This window comes from Sandaracinaceae bacterium (genome assembly GCA_016706685.1).
Taxonomy (GTDB): domain Bacteria; phylum Myxococcota_A; class Polyangia; order Polyangiales; family Houyiibacteriaceae; genus JADJJE01.
In genome coordinates, this window is the sequence record JADJJE010000012.1 from 81,203 (window position 1) to 97,391 (window position 16,189).

Below are 16,189 nucleotides of genomic sequence, written 5' to 3' on the forward strand. Positions count from 1 at the left end.
TCGCGGGACGCGGCCTAGAGGGAGCGGGAGGTCACTGGATGTTGTCGTCGACCAGGAAGTCGCCGCTCGGACCCGCGGAGATCACCTCTTGGGTGTCGGGGTCGTCCGGCGCCGGACAGGTCAACAGGATGGCGTTGCCCCACGCGTCGCGGGGCTCGCCGTGCAGGTAGGTCATGCGCCCGCGGGGCGGGTGCAGCATCTCGGTGATGTTGCGCGGGCAGCGCCCCATGTCGGCGCGAAAGCGCGCCACCGCGCGGTGGATCTGGCCGATGGCCGCGCGCGTCTCGGTGCGCTTCTGACGGTTGGCCGCTGCGCGCGTGACCAGCAGCCCGAACACGCCCAGCACCACCACGGCCAGCACCACGCTCAGGCGCGAGCGCTCGAGGAAGCGACGGATGCCGCGCCGGTCCTCCCACGGGAGCCGCACGGAGCTCTGCTGCTGGCGCCTACGCGACATGGGCACCGGCCTTCACTGGACGAACTCCGAGATCTGCATGAGCGGCATCAAGATGGAGAACGCGATTCCACCCGATCCCATGCCCATGAACACGATGATGAGCGGCTCCAGCATGGCGGTCATCGCCTGCACGCGCACCTCGATCTGCTGGTCGTAGGCGGCCGCCACGTTCTCGAGCATCTCCTCGAGCTGCCCCGAGCGCTCTCCGATGGCGATCATGTGCGTGACGATGGGCGGGAACGCGCCGCTGGCCTTGAGGGGCTTGGCCAGGCCCTCGCCCTCGCGCACGCTCTCGCGGGCCACGTCGATGACGGCCATGAGCTCCGTGTTGCCCAGCACGTTGCGGGTGATCTCCATGGCCCGCAGCACGGGCACGCCGCTCGACAGCAGCGTGGCCAGCGTGCGCGCGAAGCGCGTGACCGCCACCATGACCAGCAGCTTGCCGAAGAGGGGCACCCGCAGGATCAGGTGGTCCCACTTGGCCAGCCCCGCCTCGGTGGCGATCCAGCGCCGGAACCAGACCACGCTCCCGACGGTGATGCCGAGCAGCGCCCACCAGTAGTTGATGAGCGTGTTGCTGATGAAGATCATCAGCTCCGTGTACCAAGGCAGCGCCTGCTCGAAGTCCTCGAAGATGCTGGTCACCTTGGGCACGACCACGGTCATCATCACGCCCATGATCCCGAGGCTCATGATGGTCATGAACGCGGGGTAGGCCATGGCACTGCCCACCTTGCCCTTGAGCTTGGCCTGGTTCTCGAGGAAGTCGGCCAGGCGCGCCAACACCACCTCGAGCGTGCCCGAGGCCTCGCCCGCGGCCACCATGTTCACGAACAGGTTCTGGAACACCTTCGGGTGCGCCTTGAGCGCGTCGGCGAAGGACTCGCCCTCGTTCACCCGGTTGCGCGCCTCGGTGAACGCGGCCTGCAGGTCCGGGTGCTCCACCTGGTCGATGAGCGCCGTCAGGCCCTCCACCAGCGGGATGCCGCTGCGCAGCAGGATGGCCAGCTGCCGCGTGGCGATGGCCACCTCCATGGTGCCCAGGCGGTTGAAGAAGCGCTTGAAGTCCACTTCGCGCGCGGACCGCTTGGCCGCGTCGCTCTTCTCGAGGACCTCGGTCGCCAGGATGCCCTCTTTGCGCAAGAGGGTGCGCACCGTCTTCGGGTTGTCCGCGTCGCGCACTCCCTTGACGTTCTTGCCCTTGGCGTCGATGCCTCTGTACGCGTAGACGGCCACTACATCTCCCCGGCCTGGGTGGCCGCGAGGACCTCTTCGATGCTGGTGATGCCGGCGATGACCTGGCGCGCGCCGTCTTCACGCAGCACGCGCATGCCGTTGCGCCGCGCCGCACGCTGGATGGCCTTCGAGTCCGCCGCGGGGTCCAGGATGACCTTGCGGACGTCGTCGTCCAGCATCATCAGCTCGTAGATGCCGATACGACCGCGGTAGCCCTTGTGGCTGCACTTGTCGCAGCCCGTCTCCGACGGCTCATAGAACACCAGCTCACCCTCGGCGCTGGTCTTGGCCACGCCCGCGTTGTCCTTGCCCAGCACAGTGCTGGCCGCCGCGATGCGCAGGTCGCGGAGCGTCTCTTCGATGCGCTCCATCTCGAGGCCCAGCTCGAGGAAGTTGTCGGTGTTGGGCTTGTACGGCACGCGGCAGTGCGGGCAGAGGCGGCGCACCAGGCGCTGCGCGAGCACGGCCATGACCGACGTGGTGATGTTGTAGCGCTCCACTCCCATCTCCACGAGGCGCGTGACGGCGCCCGGGGCGTCGTTGGTGTGCAGCGTGGAGAGCACGAGGTGACCCGTGAGCGACGCGTGCACCGCGATCTCGGCGGTCTCTTGGTCGCGGATCTCACCCACCATGATGACGTCGGGGTCCTGGCGCAGGAAGCTGCGCAAGGCCGACGCGAACGTGAGCCCGATCTTGGGCTGCACGTGCAGCTGCCCGATGCCGGGGAGCTCGTACTCGACCGGGTCCTCGGCCGTGAGGATGTTCACGTCCGGCTGGTTGATCATGTTGAGGCACGCGTAGAGCGTGGTGGTCTTACCCGAGCCCGTGGGGCCCGTGACCAGCACGATGCCGTTCGGCCGGTGCACCAGCGTCTTCAGGGCATCCAGCTGGCGCTTCGCGAACCCGAGGTCCGTGAGGTCCAGCATGACGTTCTCCTTGTCGAGGAGACGCATGGTGACCCGCTCGCCCTTGGCGGTGGGGATGGTGGAGACGCGCACGTCCACCACCTTGCCGGCGATCTTCTTCGTGATGCGCCCGTCCTGAGGCAGGCGCTTCTCGGCGATGTTCAGGCCGGCTTCGATCTTCACGCGCGCCACGATGGACGGGAGGAAGCCGCGGTGGGCCTCTTTCCAGGGCACCAGCTTGCCGTCGATGCGGTAGCGCACCACCACCTTGTCGTCGGTGGGTTCGATGTGAATGTCGGACGCGCGCTCGCGCACGGACGTGAAGAAGAGGTTGTTCACCCAGCGGATGACCGGCGCCTCGTCGGTCATGTCGATGATGTCCAGCAGCTCCTCGGAGTCGCTGTTCTGCTTCGCCTCGGACAGCGCAGCCTCGTCGCGGCGGTCGTAGATGCGGTTGATGGCGTCGTCGATGGCCATGGCCGGCACGGCGACGGGCTCCACCCGCCGGCCCAGCAGTGCCCGCAGGTCGTCGAGCGCGGAGGGATCCATGGGGTCCGCCACGGCCACTTGCACGCGGCCGCCGCGCTCGCTCATGGGCACCACCCGGTGCTGACGGGCAAACCCGATGGGCACCAGCGCCGTGAGATCTTCAGGCACGTTGCCCACCGCGATCTCGCGCTGGAACGCCATGCCCATCTCGTCGGCCAGCGCCTTCACCAGCACCTCTTCTTCCACGGTCTGCGCCGCGAGCAGCAGCTCCTTGAGCGGCACGTCGCGCTCCTCGGCCTTGATCAGCGCCTCCGCGAGGAGGGCCTCGCTGAGCGCGCCTCGGCGCACGAGGATCTCACCCAGAAAACGCTGTGAGTCGAGGTTCACGCGCGGCTCACTCCTCTCCGTTGCCGCGGGCCGGCACCACGTCGGTGGGCGCGGCGTCGGGCGTCGGCGGGGGGGCAGGCTCGGCCGGCGCGTCGGCCACGTCGGGCTCGATGTACATGATGTCCTGCCCAGTGGCGGCCTCGCGCACGAAGATCCCCACGGGTGGCCGCGGCACGTGCTCCGGAGGCGGCTCGGCCTCGGCGGCTTCGGCCAGCTCGCGCTCGACCTCCAGATCTCGCATGTTCTGCATCATCTCGGCCAGCAGGCCACGCGTGCGCGAGTAGTCGATGGGCGGCTCGTAGTCGTCCCCGCTGAACACGAAGTAGCGGTCCAGGAACTCCTGGCGCTCGCGCATCTTGCGCTCGTAGATGGCGCGGAGGTCCGCCGGGTCGCGGATGATGTACGGCGTCAGGAAGAGCAGCAGGTTCGTCTTCTGGGTGGAGCTGGTGGTGTCCCGGAAGAGCGCGCCGATGAGCGGGATGTCCCCCAGGATGGGCACCTTCCGCTCGCTGGTGACCACCGAGTCGCGCATCAGACCACCGATGACCACGGTCTGCTGGTCTCGCACCATGACTTCGGTCTTGGCCGTGCGCTTGTTGATGCTCACCACCTGGAGGTCGCCCTCGGTGGCGCCGCGCTCGGAGATCTCTTCCTCGATCTCCATGCGGATCTGGTTGCTCTGGTTGATGTGCGGCGTGATGCGGATGGTGGTGCCGACGTCCTGACGGGGCGCGGAGCCGAAGCCGCCGCCGAGCCCACCGAGGCCACCCGCGAGACCCGCGAGGCCGCCAGCGGCACCCGTAGCGCCACCGAGGCCGCCCAGGCCACCCGCGAGGCTGGCCAAGTTGGAGGGCAGGCCCGAGGTCTGCAGGGGGATGTTCTGCCCCACACTGATCTCGGCTTCCACGTTGTCCATCGCGATGATGTGCGGCGTGGAGAGCACGTTGGCATCACCCGAAGAGGCGAGCGCGTTGACCACCACTCCAAAGCCCGGAATGCTCAAGCCGATGCCGGGCGCGTCGATGTTCTCGCCGCGTACGCCCACCGCGAGCCCCGTCAGGATCTCGGGCCCGAGCGCGATGGAGTTCTCCGCGTCGAAGCCGAGGATGGTCACGTCGCCGGCGGATGGGAAGTCGGGCACGCCACCGTGGAACGAGAAGCCCAGGCGATTGGAGCGGCTGACCGACAGCTCCATGATCACGGCCTCGATGAACACCTGGCGGCGCGGCGCGTCCAGGCGCTCGATGACGCTCCGCAGCGCGGCGTAGTCGTGCAGCGACGAGGTGATGACCAGCGCGTTGGTGGGTTCGTAGGAGGTGACTCGAATGGCACCCTCGAAGAGGTCCGGTGTGGCACCGGCGGCAGCAGCCGCACCCGCGCGACCACCCGGGGCAGCGCCCGCTGCCGGTGCGGCCGACACCCCACCGATGAGCTCCTGCAGCGCGCCCGCGATCTCGGCGGCGTCGCCGTTCTGCACGTAGTGCACGTGGATGCGGCCCTCGCCTTCGAGGGGGATGTCCAGCTGCCGGATCATCTCGAGCACCCGCAGGTAGGCGCGCTCCGTGGCGATGATGATGAGCGAGTTGGTGCGCTCGTCGGCGATGATGTTGGTGATGCTGCTGCTGTCGCCGCGACCCGTGCCCTCGCCCACGGTGGCGATCGCCCCTCCCGGGCTCGGGGCAGCTGCGGCTCCGTCAGCGGCCGGCTGTGCCGCGGCCTGCTGACGTCTTCCCCGCGCGGCGGGCGCCGTGGGAGCTCCTGCACCGGCCGCCGTGGCTGGCGGGAAAATCTCGAGCAGGCGCGCGGCGAGGTCGGCCGCGGTCGCATAGTGAACGGGCTCGATCCAGATCTGCTCACCCGTGCGCTCCACGTCGATGGCCTCGATCAGCCGCATCATTCGGCGGATCTGAGTGCCCGTGTCCGTGATGATCACCGTGTTGGTGGGCGCATAGGCGATGACGCTTCCGTCGGCCGACTTGAAGCGCCCCAGCAGGTTGGCCACGTCCTCCGCCGACACGTTCTCGAGGCGCTGGAGGCGCGTCATGAAGCGGTCCTGCGCCGGGATGGGTCCGCCGTCCGACATGCCCAGGGGCTGCGTCTCGATGCCCCCGGTCTCCATGATCTTGAGGTACTGGCCCGCCGGGACCACCGTCAGACCGTTGACCTCGAGGATGCTCAAGAACGCGTTGTAGGCCTCCGCCGCGGTCACCTTGGTGGGCGCGTACACCGTGGCCTTGATGGCCCGCACCTTGCCCGGGAGGATGAAGCGCTTGCCGGTCATGTTGGAGATCAGGCGCACCAGGTCGGGCAGATCGGCCTCTTCCAGGTTGAACGTCACCCGTGCCCGCGGTGACATGGGACGGAAGTCCACGCCGCTCTCGAACTCGGTCACGCCTTCGGCGCCCGTGGTGCCACCCGCCGCCGGGTTGGGCGGCCGCGCCGCCGGACGCGCACGTCGAACGCGCGCGCTGGTGCCGTCCGGTGCGGTGGGCGGAGCTTCCTGAGCATCGACGTAGCTCAGCCCCGCGAGCATGACGAACGCGGAGAAAGAGAGGAGGGGGAGCGCAGTAGTGAGCTTCATTGAATGGTGTAGTCGATGGTGAGCGGCTGTCCGCGGCGGACGACCGAGAGAGAGAGTGCGTCGGCCCCGGAGAGACGCGTGTAGGCCTCGAGCGCCGTGTCGGGGCTGCTCAGGTCGAAGCCGTTCATGGTGCGGAGCATGTCGCCGTTCTGGACGCCCAGGCGCCCCAGCACGCTGTTCCGGCGGATGCCGTACATCTTCACGCCCACCACGCGGCCGTTCTCTTCGTGGGGGATCACGCGCGCCGTGCGCATGATCTCGGCCTGGTTGCGCATGACCTCGTCCAGGAAGCCACGCTGCACGGTGAAGGCGCGGTCGCTCTGGCGCGTGATGCCCGCCTCCATGGCCTCGTTGGTGATGCCCTCGCCGCCTGTGCCCTCGGCCTCGGGGGTGGGCTCGGGGGTGGCTTCGGCGCTGGCGGCGGCCACCACGGGCGCAGCAGGCGCGGCACCCGGCTCGCCCGGCTCGAACATGGCCATGTAGCAGCGGCGCGTGCCGATGATCATGATCGCGCGGTGGGGCGCGATGATCTCCACCGTCTTGCCGTCCACCACGCTGCCTTCGCGGTAGAGGCGCGAGGTGCCACCCACGGTGATGGCCGCCAGCGAGCGCTCGCGCGACCAGCTCACGATGGACGCGGTGAGCAGCGCGGTGCCCTCGCAGCGCGGGATGGGGTCGCCCTCGCGGTACTCGGCGACCTCTTCCATGCTGCCGTCCGGCATGCCCGCGTCCACGATCTCGGGCGGCGGGCCCACCAACATGAGCTTCACCTTCTCGTGGTTGACGGCGCCGCGTCGGTCGACCGCGGGGGTGCCGTCCGCAACGGCCAGCTGATCACGCTCGGTGCCGCCCAGCACCGGCGACCGGTCGATGAGCGCGGTGCCCGCGAGGTTGGTGGCTCCCTGCGCGAGGAAGAGAGCACACATCCCCAGAGTGGAGAGGAGAATCACGGCGGCGACGCGCTGCTGTCGAGGGGTACCCATTCGAAACCATTCCGGTGCAAAGCAACGCCCGTGCCTAATCCGAAAACACCCCCGAGACCAGCGAAACACCGTGGTTTCTCTGGGGTTCTCGGGACCTCGGCGGGGCCCGCGCGACAAGCTGTCACGCCACCCCGGCCCAGGCGGGAGGGCTACGACAAAATGTCACCGGCCGCGGGCTGGCCCTCGCCCCCGCCCAGCTCGGCGTCGCGCTCGGCCAGCTTGCGGTAGATCGTCCGGGCGCTGATTCCCAGCAGCTGTGCGGCCAGCTGCTTGTCCCCCTCGGTGTGCACCAGCGTGGCGTCGATGGCCCGCTGCTCCAGCTCGGCCATGGTGGTGCCCACCACGAACTCCACCTGGTCGCCGCGGCGCTGCGCCTTGGCCACGTGCTCGGGCAGGTCGTCGAGCCCTAGCGTGCCCGTGCGGTTCAGCACCACGGCGCGCTCGATGACGTTCTCCAGCTCACGCACGTTGCCGGGCCACTCGTACTCCGAGAGCTGCGCCATGGCCTCGCGCGCGGGCCGCAGCACCGGCTTGCCGTTCTTCTTGGCGTACACATCGAGGAAGTGGTCCGCCAGGATGGGAATGTCGTCGCGCCGCGCGCGCAGCGGCGGGCTGGTCAGCGCGATCACGTTCAGGCGGTAGTAGAGGTCCTCGCGGAAGTCCCCGCTGGCCACGGCGGCCCGCAGATCGCGGTGAGTGGCAGCCACCAGCCGGAAGCTGGCCTTCTGCGTCTTGCCGCCCAGCGGCTCGTACTCGCCCTCCTGGAGCACCCGCAACAGCTTCACCTGCACCGCGGCGGGCAGCTCGCCAATCTCGTCCAGGAACAGCGTGCCGCCCGCGGCCTGCGCGATGCGCCCGTCGCGCTTGGCGTGCGCGCCCGTGAACGCGCCGCGCTCGTGGCCGAACAGCTCGCTCTCGAGGATGGTTTCGGGCAGCGCCGCCAGGTTCACGCCCACGAACGCGCCCGAGCGCTTGCTCTGCTCGTGGATGTAGCGCGCCAGCAGCTCCTTGCCCGTGCCGCTCTCGCCCAACACCAGCACGTTGGCGGTGGAGGGGGCGGCCTGCGACGCGATGTCCAAGGCGTGCCGCAGCGCGGGCGAGGAGCCCACGATGGTGCGCGTCTTCAGCGCCGTCAGCTCGCGCTTCAGGTCGCGGTTCTCGGCCACCAGCGAGTGACGCTCGGCGGCCTTCTCCACGGTCTTCACGATCTGCATGCGCTTGAGCGGCTTCTCCACGAAGTCGTAGGCGCCGCCACGCATGGCCTCCACAGCGGTCTCGATGGTGCCGTAGGCGGTCATCAGCACCACCTCGGCGTCAGCCGCCACGGTGTCGAGCGCCTTCAGGAGCTCCAGCCCGCTCATGCCCGGCATCATCAGGTCGGTCACCACCACGGCCACGCGCTGCTGCCGGCACACGTCCAGCGCCGCGCGCCCGCTGGTGGCCGTGAGCACGCGCGCCCCCTCGCGCTCGAAGATGCGCCGCAGGCTCTCGAGGTTGGCGGTGTCGTCATCGACGACGAGGAGGGTCAGGTCGGTCAGGCTCATGGGTGGCTCGGGTCAATCTGGCACAACACAATGACAATACGTCACAGCGCGACAGGATGTCAGGAGGGGTCCAGTGGGAAACAAGCGAAATTTGGGGGCCACGAGACATGGGTCGCACGGCATCACCACGCTCTGCAGGTGTCGTGCCGGGAAGCCTGGTGACAATGGCGCTTCGGTGGTGCTACTCATGCGTTCAGTATGCGGCCCGTCAGCAACCCTCCCAACCCGTTCGCCCACCACACGCTGGAATGGGACGGGCCCGAACCACTGGCGGAGCTTCAACTCTTCGAGGAGCACGCGAAGAGCATCCTGTCGAAGAACGACAGCCCCGACATCGGTTTCGAGTACAGCCTCAACCCCTACCGGGGCTGCTTCCATGCGTGTGCCTACTGCTACGCGCGGCCCACGCACCAGTACCTGGACTTCGGCGCGGGCACGGACTTCGACCGCAAGATCGTGGTGAAGGTGAACGCGGCGGAGCGCCTGCGCGAGGTGTTCAGGAAGGCGTCATGGGCGGGGCGTCCGATTGTGTTCAGCGGCAACACGGACTGCTACCAGCCCATCGAGGCTCACTACGAGCTCACCAAGCGGTGCCTCGAGGTGTGCGCCGAGTTCAAGAACCCGGTCTACATCATCACCAAGAGCAAGCTCGTACGCCGCGACGCGCACCTGCTGGGCCGGCTGGCGCGCGAGGCCGACGCGCGCGTGGCCGTGAGCATCCCCTTCGCCAGCGACGACGACGCGCGGCTGATGGAGCCGTTCGCGTCGCCGCCCAGCAAGCGCTTCGAGACGCTGCGCGTGCTGCACGACTCTGGCGTGCCCACCACCGTGTCGCTGGCGCCCATGATCCCGGGCTTGAACGACTCGCAGATCCCCGAGGTGCTGGAGCGCGCGCGCGAGGCCGGCGCAGACAAGGCGTTCATCACGCTGGTGCGGCTGGCACGCGAGGTGCGGCCGGTGTTCGAGCAGCGCCTGCGCGAGGCGTTTCCGCTGCGCGCCGACAAGGTGCTGCGGCGCCTCGCCGAGATGCGCGAGGGGCAGCGGCCGGGGCAGTTCCACACGCGCATGCGCGGGGAGGGTGAGCACTACCAGCTGGTGGAGCAGCTGTTCCGCAAGACGGCGCTGCGGCTGGGGTACAACCTGCACGACGACGCACGGCCGCTCGGGCCCAGCCCGTTCGCGCGGCCCATCGAGCCGCGTCGGCAGCTCGACCTGTTCAACGGCTGAGGGCCGGTACGGCTGCGGGGGTCAGAGCAGGCGCAGCACGTCTTCCGGCGGCCGGCCCAACGCCGCGCGCTTGCCCACCAGTACGATGGGCCGCTCGATGAGCTTCGGGTTCGCCACCATCGCGTCGATGAGCGCGTCGTCGGTGAGCGCCTCGTTGCCGAGGCCCAGCGCCTTGTACGCGTCCTCCTTGCGGCGCAGCAGCTCGCGCGCGCCCATGCCCAGCTTCTTCAGCACCGCACCCAGCGTCTCGGCATCGGGCGGGTCGTACAGATACAAGCGCGTGGTCACGCTCACGCCACGGCTCTCGAGCAGGGCCAGGGCCTCGCGGCTCTTGCTGCACCGCGGGTTGTGCCAGATGGTGGCGCGGGTCACTTCACGGCCCCCACCTGCAGGTCGCAGCCGTCGAAGCGCGTGATGTAGTCTGCGCCGAACGCGAGCGACGGCGTCATGGAGCCGGCCTTCACCTCGCCGCGTGCGCAGCGCACGGTGGCATCCACGGCGGTGCGCGCGGTCAGCGTGTAGCCCTCGGGCGTGGTCAGCGTGGCCTCCACCGAGCGGCCGTCCGCCGTGCTGGCGCGGCCCCAGACCTGTGTGCTGCCGCGCTCGCGGGTGGCGGCGTCCGGGCCCGTGAGCGTGGCCTCCACCAGGCCCTTGAGCGCGCGCTGCACCAGCGGCAGGCCGAGCGCGGGCCCCACGTGGCGCATGGCCTTCATGGCACGCACCTGGCCCTCGGGCACCGCCACGAACACGGTGATGTTGGGGATGCCGGTGGACTGGAACGCCGTGGACACGTCGCCCCACGGGATGGAGACGGCCAAGCGCGTCTTGTCGCGGAACGGGATGTCACGCGTCTCGTGCGCCGTGGGCACGCTCACCAGGCGGCCGTCGCGGCGCACCTTTCCACCATGCGGCAGCGCCTCGATCATGGTCTTGGTGGTGCCGCGGCTCGACGCGCCCAGGCTGCGGAACGCGAGCACCAGCGTGGTCGCGTCGGGCAGCGCGCGGTGCAGCGAGGCGGCCACGCAGTCGGTGGGCACCACGTCGAAGCCCACGCCCGGCATGATGGTGACCGAGCGCTGCTTGGCCTCGGCGTCGCGCGCGGCGCAGGCCTCGAAGACGTCCACCTCGCCCGTGATGTCCGTGTAGTGCGTGCCGCTCGCGAGGCAGGCCTCGACCACCTTCGCGCTGGTGGCGGAGAAGGGGCCCGCGGCCAGCGAGATGGCGTCCACGTCCGCGAGCTGCGCGGCGATGGCCCCCACGTCGGAAAGGTCGAAGACGCGGTGCTCGAGCCCATGACGCTCCGCCAAGGGGCGAATGACCTCGGCGCGGCGGCCCGCCAGGATGGGCTTCTCACCGCGACGTGCGGCCTCTTCGACCATCAGCTGCCCGGTGTATCCGTTGGCTCCGTAGAGCATCCAGTTCGCCATCCCGATCCGCCCTTTCTCGTCTCGACGTCTGCGCGGTCACGCAGCGCGAGGGACCCGATCTGGGCCGGACGGGGCTTCGCTGCAAGCAGAGACGCCCCGCTCTCCGTTGATGAATGGCCATTCATTTTCTAGTGGGCCACGCGGGCTCGGGGTGGTACGCCGAAGCCCATGAATTTCATCGAGACCGAAGAGCAGACGCTCCTGCGCCAAGAAGTGCGTGCCATCGCGAAGCCGTTCGGGCGCGAGTACTACTTGAAGAAGGCGCGCGCGGGGGAGCCGCTCGACGAACTCTGGGACGCCGTCGGCGCCGCGGGCTACCTGGGCGTGAACATCCCCGAGTCACACGGTGGTGGTGGGCTCGGCATCTCGGAGCTGGCCATGGTCAGTGAAGAGCTGGCCGCCGCGGGCTGCCCGCTGTTGCTGTTGCTGGTGTCGCCCGCCATCTGCGGCACCATCCTCGCGCGCTTCGGCACTCCCGCGCAGCAGGACACGTGGCTGCCTGGCCTCGCCACGGGCAAGCAGAAGCTGGTCTTCGCCATCACGGAGCCGGACGCGGGCTCCAACTCGCACCGCATCGCCACCGTGGCGCGCCGCGAGGGCAGCGAGTGGGTGCTGAGCGGCACCAAGTACTACATCTCGGGCGTCGACGAGGCCGACGCCATCCTGGTGGTCGCGTCCACCCCCGATGTCGAGGGGCGGCCGGGGCTGTCGCTCTTCCTGGTGGACGCGAACGCGCCCGGCATGACCAAGACGCCCATCCCCATGGAGCTGGTCGCGGCCGAGCGGCAGTTCACGCTGTTTTTCGATGGCGTCCGCGTACCCCACGAGCGGCTCATCGGGAAGCCGGGGCACGGGCTGCAGCAGGTGTTCCTGGGCCTCAATCCCGAGCGCATCCTGGGCGCCGCCATGGGCAACGGCATCGCGCGTTATGCGCTCTCGGCGGGCGCGCGCTACGCCAGTGAGCGGGCGGTGTTCGGGGCGCCCATCGGCACGCACCAGGGCATCGCGCACCCCTTGGCGCAGGCCAAGATCGAGGTGGAGCTGGCGCGCCTGATGACCAGCAAGGCGGCGTGGCTCTTCGACCAGGGGCTCGACGCCGCGGAGGCTGCCAACATGGCCAAGTACGCCGCCGCGGAGGCCGCGCTGGCCGCCGTGGACGCCGCCATCCAGACGCACGGTGGCAACGGCATGTCGGAGGAGTACGGCATCGCGGCCCTGTGGGGCGTGGCCCGCACGCTGCGCATCGCGCCGGTCAGCCGCGAGATGATCTTGAACTTCATCGCGCAGCACTCGCTGAAGCTGCCCAAGTCGTACTGAGCGTTGCCGCCTCGCCCTGCGTTCGCGTTATGCTCGGCGACATGCCAGCGCACGTGACCTCTTCGTACCTCTCGTGGCTGGGCTGCACCCTCGCGGCGCTGACGTTCGCGTCCTCGTCCGCGTGCACGCCCGAGGAGACCACCGCCGAGCGGCCGGGGCGCGGCCTGGATGCACCAAATGCCGGCGCTGCAGGTGCCTTGCCCGCTTCGGAGGCGCCTGCCGCAGCGGGCCCCCGGCGCTCCTCTCCGAGTGGCTACAGCCCGAGCGCCAGCTCGTCCTTCGGCGGCGGGTCAGCGCCCAGCGGCGCAGCCCCCGTGGACCCGAACGCGCCACAGCGCGACCTGAGCGCCGAGCTGCAGGCCATGATGGGCCAGCCGCTTACGTGCTTGGCGGGCGCCGCGCCCGCGCCCACCGTCACCGTGAGCGTCTCCACCATCGTGGATGCTGGCGGCAACGTGCTGCGCGCCACGGCCAGCGGGCCACTCACCGAGGAGGGGCTGGCGTGCATGCAGGCCCGCGCGGCCGGGGTCCGCTTTCGAGCGCCCGTGCCCCGTGCGCCCATCAACGTGACCGCCCGCATCGCCTTTCGCATGACCAGTCCCGGCACGGAGGCCACCTCCACGGTCATCGAAGAGCCGCGCGTGCTGCCGCCTGGTGCCGTGGACCCCATGAACGGGAACGCGGTACCCATTGCGCCGCGTGCCGGGGTGCCCATCGCGCCCCGGGCCGGGCAGGCCATCGAGCCGCGCCCTGGGACCGCCGTCGAGCCCACCCAGGGCGTCACCATCATGGGCCCCAGCGGCACGCCCATCGGGCGGTAGTGGGCTCGACGGACCGCCGCGGGCATCGCACGCTCGGCGCCATCCGATGCACTTCGACTCGCTCACGCGGCTGCTGCTCCAGGTAGGCGTCATCATCGGCGTCTCGCAGGTGTTCTCGCGGCTGGGACGCCGCATCCGGCAGCCGTCGGTGGTCTCCGAGATCCTGGCCGGCGTGGCCCTCGGCCCGTCGCTGCTGGGCGTGGTGTGGCCCGAGGCCTCGGCCTTCCTGTTCCCGCCCACGTCCCTCGACGGGCTCGAGGCCGTGGCGCAGCTCGGCCTGATCCTCTTCATGTTCCTGGTGGGGCTCGAGCTCGACCCGGGCGTGATGAAGGGGCGCAGCCGCAGCGCCATTGCCATCAGCCAGGCCGGCATCGTGGTGCCGTTCGCGCTGGGCCTGGTGCTCGCGTCGCAGGTGCACGCGCGGCTGTCGCCCGTTGACACGCCGTTCTTGTCGTTCGCACTCTTCCTGGGCGTAGCCATGAGCATCACGGCGTTCCCGGTGCTCGCGCGGCTCATCGACGAGCGCGGCCTGCTGGGGTCGCCGCTTGGCACCACCGCCCTGGCCGCCGCGGCCATCGACGACGTCACGGCCTGGTGCCTGCTCGCCTTCGTGGTGTCGTTCGTGCGCGCCGAGGGCATCCTGAGCGTGGCCATTACGGTGTCGCTCGCGGTGGTGTTCGTGGTGGTCATGGCCACCGTGGGGCGGCGCCTGCTGCCGAAGCTGGCCGTGCCCGACGTGGCGCCCAGCCGCGAGCGCTTCACCGTGGTGCTCGTGTTGGTGGTGGCCAGCGCGTCGTTCACGCACGTCATCGGCATCCACGCGCTCTTCGGCGCGTTCTGCCTGGGCGTGGCGCTGCCTCATGACGGCCGCTTCGCGAAGGGCCTCGAAGAGCGGATCGAGGACCTGGTGGTAGTCGCCATGCTGCCCATCTTCTTCGCGCACTCGGGGCTGCGCACCAACCTCGGCCTGCTGGACTCCATGGAGGACATCGTCCTGTGCGTGATCGTGGTCTTGGTGGCCGTGCTCGGAAAGCTGGGCGGCGTGACGCTGGCGGCGCGCTTTGCGGGGCACCCCTGGCGCGAGGCCACCACCCTGGGCGTGCTCATGAACACGCGCGGGCTGATGGAGCTGGTGGTGCTGCACGTGGGCCTCGACCTCGGCGTGCTGTCTCCCAAGCTCTTCACCATGATGGTCATCATGGCCCTGGTCACCACCATGGCCACGGGGCCGGCGGTGTCGTGGCTCATGGCCCGGCGGCAGCCAGAGCTGCTAGACAGCACGGCATGAGCAACGCCTTCAGCAGCGCCCTCGAGCGCCAGCAGTCCCTCGCCTACTCCCTCCTGCGCGTGGTCGCGGGCTTCATGTTCACGCTGCACGGCGTGCAGAAGATCCTCGGGCTGTTGTCCGAGCGCGCCACCCCAGCGGTGGGCTCGCAGATCTGGGTGGGCGGCGTCATCGAGCTGGTGTGCGGCGTGCTCATCGCGCTCGGGCTGTTCACGCGCTACGCGGCGTTCCTGGCCAGCGGCACCATGGCGGTGGCCTACGCGCAGTTCCATTGGAAGTTCGCGTTCGACCGCGAGTTCTTCCCCGCCGTCAACGGGGGCGAGCTCGCTGCGCTCTACGCCGTGGTGTTCCTGTTCATGGCGTGCCACGGGGCGGGCGCCTTCAGCGTGGACGCGCTGTTGGCGAAGCGGAAGTAGCCGCGAGCTCGGGCTGTGGCCCTCAGGGGACGCTGGCGGCCAGCTGCTCCACCCGCGCCAGCTCCTCGGCCGAGTAGGCTCGACCCACCAGCGAGGCGCGTGCGGCCTGGAGGACGGCCGCCCATGCAGCCTGGGCCGGCGCGGTGTCCACCCGCGTGGCACCCAAGCGGACACACGTCGCCACGGCAGCGTCGTCGTCGCGCCGGACGGCGGCTCGCATCGCGACGTGGGCCTGCGCGCCCGTCTCCAAGAGCACGACCTGCGAGGTCGCGGGCAGCGCGTTGAACGCTCTGTGGGTCACCACCGTGGCGGTCGAGCCGAGGCAGTGGAATCCCCCTGTGAAGTGCGTGGAGCGTGTGTTCCATCCGTTCGCCACGGCCTCGAGAGCCGTCGCGGGGTAGGCGTCCAGGAGGCTCGATTGCAGCTGGGTCGTCACCTCCGCCACGGTCGCGCCGTTCCCCGCGACGCCTGCTGCCGTCAGGATGCGCTGCCACGGATTGACCGCGCTCGACGCGAAGGCCCCCGCCCACATGCGCGTGCCCACCATGTCGGGCGGGGCGACGATGGCTCGGCGCGCGAAGACGCGCTGCGCACCCAGGTCGGAGAACCCCATGAGCTTCAATTCCCGCGCGCTGAACGCGTCGTGGATGGCGGACATCATCCCGGTGCGGACCGCGTCGAGCTTGGCATGTGTGGTGCTCACGCCAGGGGCATCGACGGCGAAGAGGGGGGCATTCCGCTCGCCCATCGCCCACGAAGAGAGCAGCGCGCCCTCCAGCTGACCCCGCTCCAGCTTACGTACGAAGTCCAAATCCGTGCCCATGCTCGAGGCGAAGTAGAGGCGCAGGGTGAGCGCGTTGGAGGTGCGCCGGGCGACCGACGCGCCCCACGCGGTGAGCGCGCGGCCCGGTCCGGAGGCAGCGGGCCACGTGGTCGCGATGCGCAGCTCCGTCGAGGTCTGGGCGCGCACCGAGCGGGCGCCGGTAGCGATGGCCGGCACCGCGAGTGCAGCCGCGGTGAGGAAGGTGCGTCGATTCATGCGGGACCGTCGGGTGGGTTCGCTCATGGTGCCTCCTGGGGTATCACGGACGCCTGGCCGCTGACCATAGCGGCG

Annotated in this window: 14 protein-coding genes; 5 read left to right on the top strand and 9 right to left on the bottom strand. The window is 69.8% G+C overall.

Annotated features, from left to right (window positions below):
• Positions 1-31: 31 nt before the first annotated feature.
• From IPI43_15370 to IPI43_15395, 6 genes are all read right to left on the bottom strand, one after another.
• Positions 32-457 (bottom strand): type II secretion system protein GspG, encoded by a 426-nt coding sequence (locus tag IPI43_15370; GenBank protein MBK7775486.1) that lies wholly within the window; start codon positions 455-457, stop codon positions 32-34.
• Positions 458-469: 12 nt separating this feature from the next.
• Positions 470-1,693, bottom strand: a complete 1,224-nt coding sequence (gene gspF / locus IPI43_15375) for a type II secretion system inner membrane protein GspF (protein MBK7775487.1) — start codon at positions 1,691-1,693, stop codon at positions 470-472.
• Entirely contained in the window at positions 1,693-3,474 is a 1,782-nt protein-coding gene (gene tadA, locus IPI43_15380) for a Flp pilus assembly complex ATPase component TadA (GenBank protein ID MBK7775488.1), read from the bottom strand. Before tadA ends, gspF begins: the two co-directional genes overlap by 1 nt.
• A 7-nt stretch (positions 3,475-3,481) precedes the next feature.
• Entirely contained in the window at positions 3,482-6,055 is a 2,574-nt protein-coding gene (gene gspD, locus IPI43_15385; GenBank protein ID MBK7775489.1) for a type II secretion system secretin GspD, read from the bottom strand.
• Positions 6,052-6,981, bottom strand: coding sequence for a hypothetical protein (locus tag IPI43_15390; GenBank protein MBK7775490.1), 930 nt, complete (start codon positions 6,979-6,981; stop codon positions 6,052-6,054). Before IPI43_15390 ends, gspD begins: the two co-directional genes overlap by 4 nt.
• 206 nt (positions 6,982-7,187) lie before the next feature.
• Positions 7,188-8,582, bottom strand: a complete 1,395-nt coding sequence (locus tag IPI43_15395; GenBank protein MBK7775491.1) for a sigma-54-dependent Fis family transcriptional regulator — start codon at positions 8,580-8,582, stop codon at positions 7,188-7,190.
• A 198-nt stretch (positions 8,583-8,780) separates the two neighbouring features.
• Between IPI43_15395 and IPI43_15400 the strand changes: the two genes are divergently transcribed.
• Positions 8,781-9,809, top strand: coding sequence for a PA0069 family radical SAM protein (locus IPI43_15400; GenBank protein ID MBK7775492.1), 1,029 nt, complete (start codon positions 8,781-8,783; stop codon positions 9,807-9,809).
• Between the two features lie 21 nt (positions 9,810-9,830).
• Here IPI43_15400 and arsC read toward each other — a convergent pair whose 3' ends face one another.
• Positions 9,831-10,181: an arsenate reductase (glutaredoxin) gene (arsC, locus tag IPI43_15405; protein MBK7775493.1), complete on the bottom strand. Its 351-nt coding sequence runs from the start codon at positions 10,179-10,181 to the stop codon at positions 9,831-9,833.
• Positions 10,178-11,236 carry a saccharopine dehydrogenase NADP-binding domain-containing protein gene (locus tag IPI43_15410; protein MBK7775494.1) on the bottom strand — a complete coding sequence of 353 codons (1,059 nt, stop codon included), beginning with the start codon at positions 11,234-11,236 and terminating at the stop codon, positions 10,178-10,180. Before IPI43_15410 ends, arsC begins: the two co-directional genes overlap by 4 nt.
• A 168-nt stretch (positions 11,237-11,404) precedes the next feature.
• Here IPI43_15410 and IPI43_15415 point away from each other — a divergent pair, with 168 nt between their 5' ends.
• The 4 genes from IPI43_15415 to IPI43_15430 are packed head-to-tail and all read left to right on the top strand — an operon-like array spanning position 11,405 to position 15,075.
• The gene (locus tag IPI43_15415) at positions 11,405-12,553 is read left to right on the top strand and encodes an acyl-CoA/acyl-ACP dehydrogenase (GenBank protein MBK7775495.1); all 1,149 of its coding nucleotides are present in this window, start codon (positions 11,405-11,407) and stop codon (positions 12,551-12,553) included.
• 41 nt (positions 12,554-12,594) lie between these two features.
• The gene (locus IPI43_15420; protein MBK7775496.1) at positions 12,595-13,374 is read left to right on the top strand and encodes a hypothetical protein; all 780 of its coding nucleotides are present in this window, start codon (positions 12,595-12,597) and stop codon (positions 13,372-13,374) included.
• 46 nt (positions 13,375-13,420) lie between these two features.
• Positions 13,421-14,662 carry a cation:proton antiporter gene (locus IPI43_15425; protein ID MBK7775497.1) on the top strand — a complete coding sequence of 414 codons (1,242 nt, stop codon included), beginning with the start codon at positions 13,421-13,423 and terminating at the stop codon, positions 14,660-14,662.
• Complete coding sequence (locus IPI43_15430) at positions 14,659-15,075, top strand: DoxX family protein (protein ID MBK7775498.1); 417 nt, start codon at positions 14,659-14,661, stop codon at positions 15,073-15,075. Before IPI43_15425 ends, IPI43_15430 begins: the two co-directional genes overlap by 4 nt.
• A 22-nt stretch (positions 15,076-15,097) precedes the next feature.
• On the opposite strand, the gene dctP is transcribed toward IPI43_15430, so the two are convergent.
• Positions 15,098-16,141 carry a TRAP transporter substrate-binding protein DctP gene (dctP, locus tag IPI43_15435; GenBank protein ID MBK7775499.1) on the bottom strand — a complete coding sequence of 348 codons (1,044 nt, stop codon included), beginning with the start codon at positions 16,139-16,141 and terminating at the stop codon, positions 15,098-15,100.
• Between the last annotated feature and the right edge of the window lie 48 nt (positions 16,142-16,189).

Bases quoted from the DNA above. Each gene is read 5' to 3' on its own strand.
- IPI43_15420 (MBK7775496.1), top strand. From the start codon at position 12,595: ATGCCAGCGCACGTGACCTCTTCGTACCTCTCGTGGCTGGGCTGCACC.
- IPI43_15395 (MBK7775491.1), bottom strand. From the start codon at position 8,582: ATGAGCCTGACCGACCTGACCCTCCTCGTCGTCGATGACGACACCGCC.
- IPI43_15415 (MBK7775495.1), top strand. From the start codon at position 11,405: ATGAATTTCATCGAGACCGAAGAGCAGACGCTCCTGCGCCAAGAAGTG.
- IPI43_15410 (MBK7775494.1), bottom strand. From the start codon at position 11,236: ATGGCGAACTGGATGCTCTACGGAGCCAACGGATACACCGGGCAGCTG.
- gspD (MBK7775489.1), bottom strand. From the start codon at position 6,055: ATGAAGCTCACTACTGCGCTCCCCCTCCTCTCTTTCTCCGCGTTCGTC.
- IPI43_15390 (MBK7775490.1), bottom strand. From the start codon at position 6,981: ATGTGTGCTCTCTTCCTCGCGCAGGGAGCCACCAACCTCGCGGGCACC.
- IPI43_15400 (MBK7775492.1), top strand. From the start codon at position 8,781: ATGCGGCCCGTCAGCAACCCTCCCAACCCGTTCGCCCACCACACGCTG.
- IPI43_15370 (MBK7775486.1), bottom strand. From the start codon at position 457: ATGTCGCGTAGGCGCCAGCAGCAGAGCTCCGTGCGGCTCCCGTGGGAG.
- IPI43_15425 (MBK7775497.1), top strand. From the start codon at position 13,421: ATGCACTTCGACTCGCTCACGCGGCTGCTGCTCCAGGTAGGCGTCATC.
- IPI43_15430 (MBK7775498.1), top strand. From the start codon at position 14,659: ATGAGCAACGCCTTCAGCAGCGCCCTCGAGCGCCAGCAGTCCCTCGCC.
- dctP (MBK7775499.1), bottom strand. From the start codon at position 16,141: ATGAGCGAACCCACCCGACGGTCCCGCATGAATCGACGCACCTTCCTC.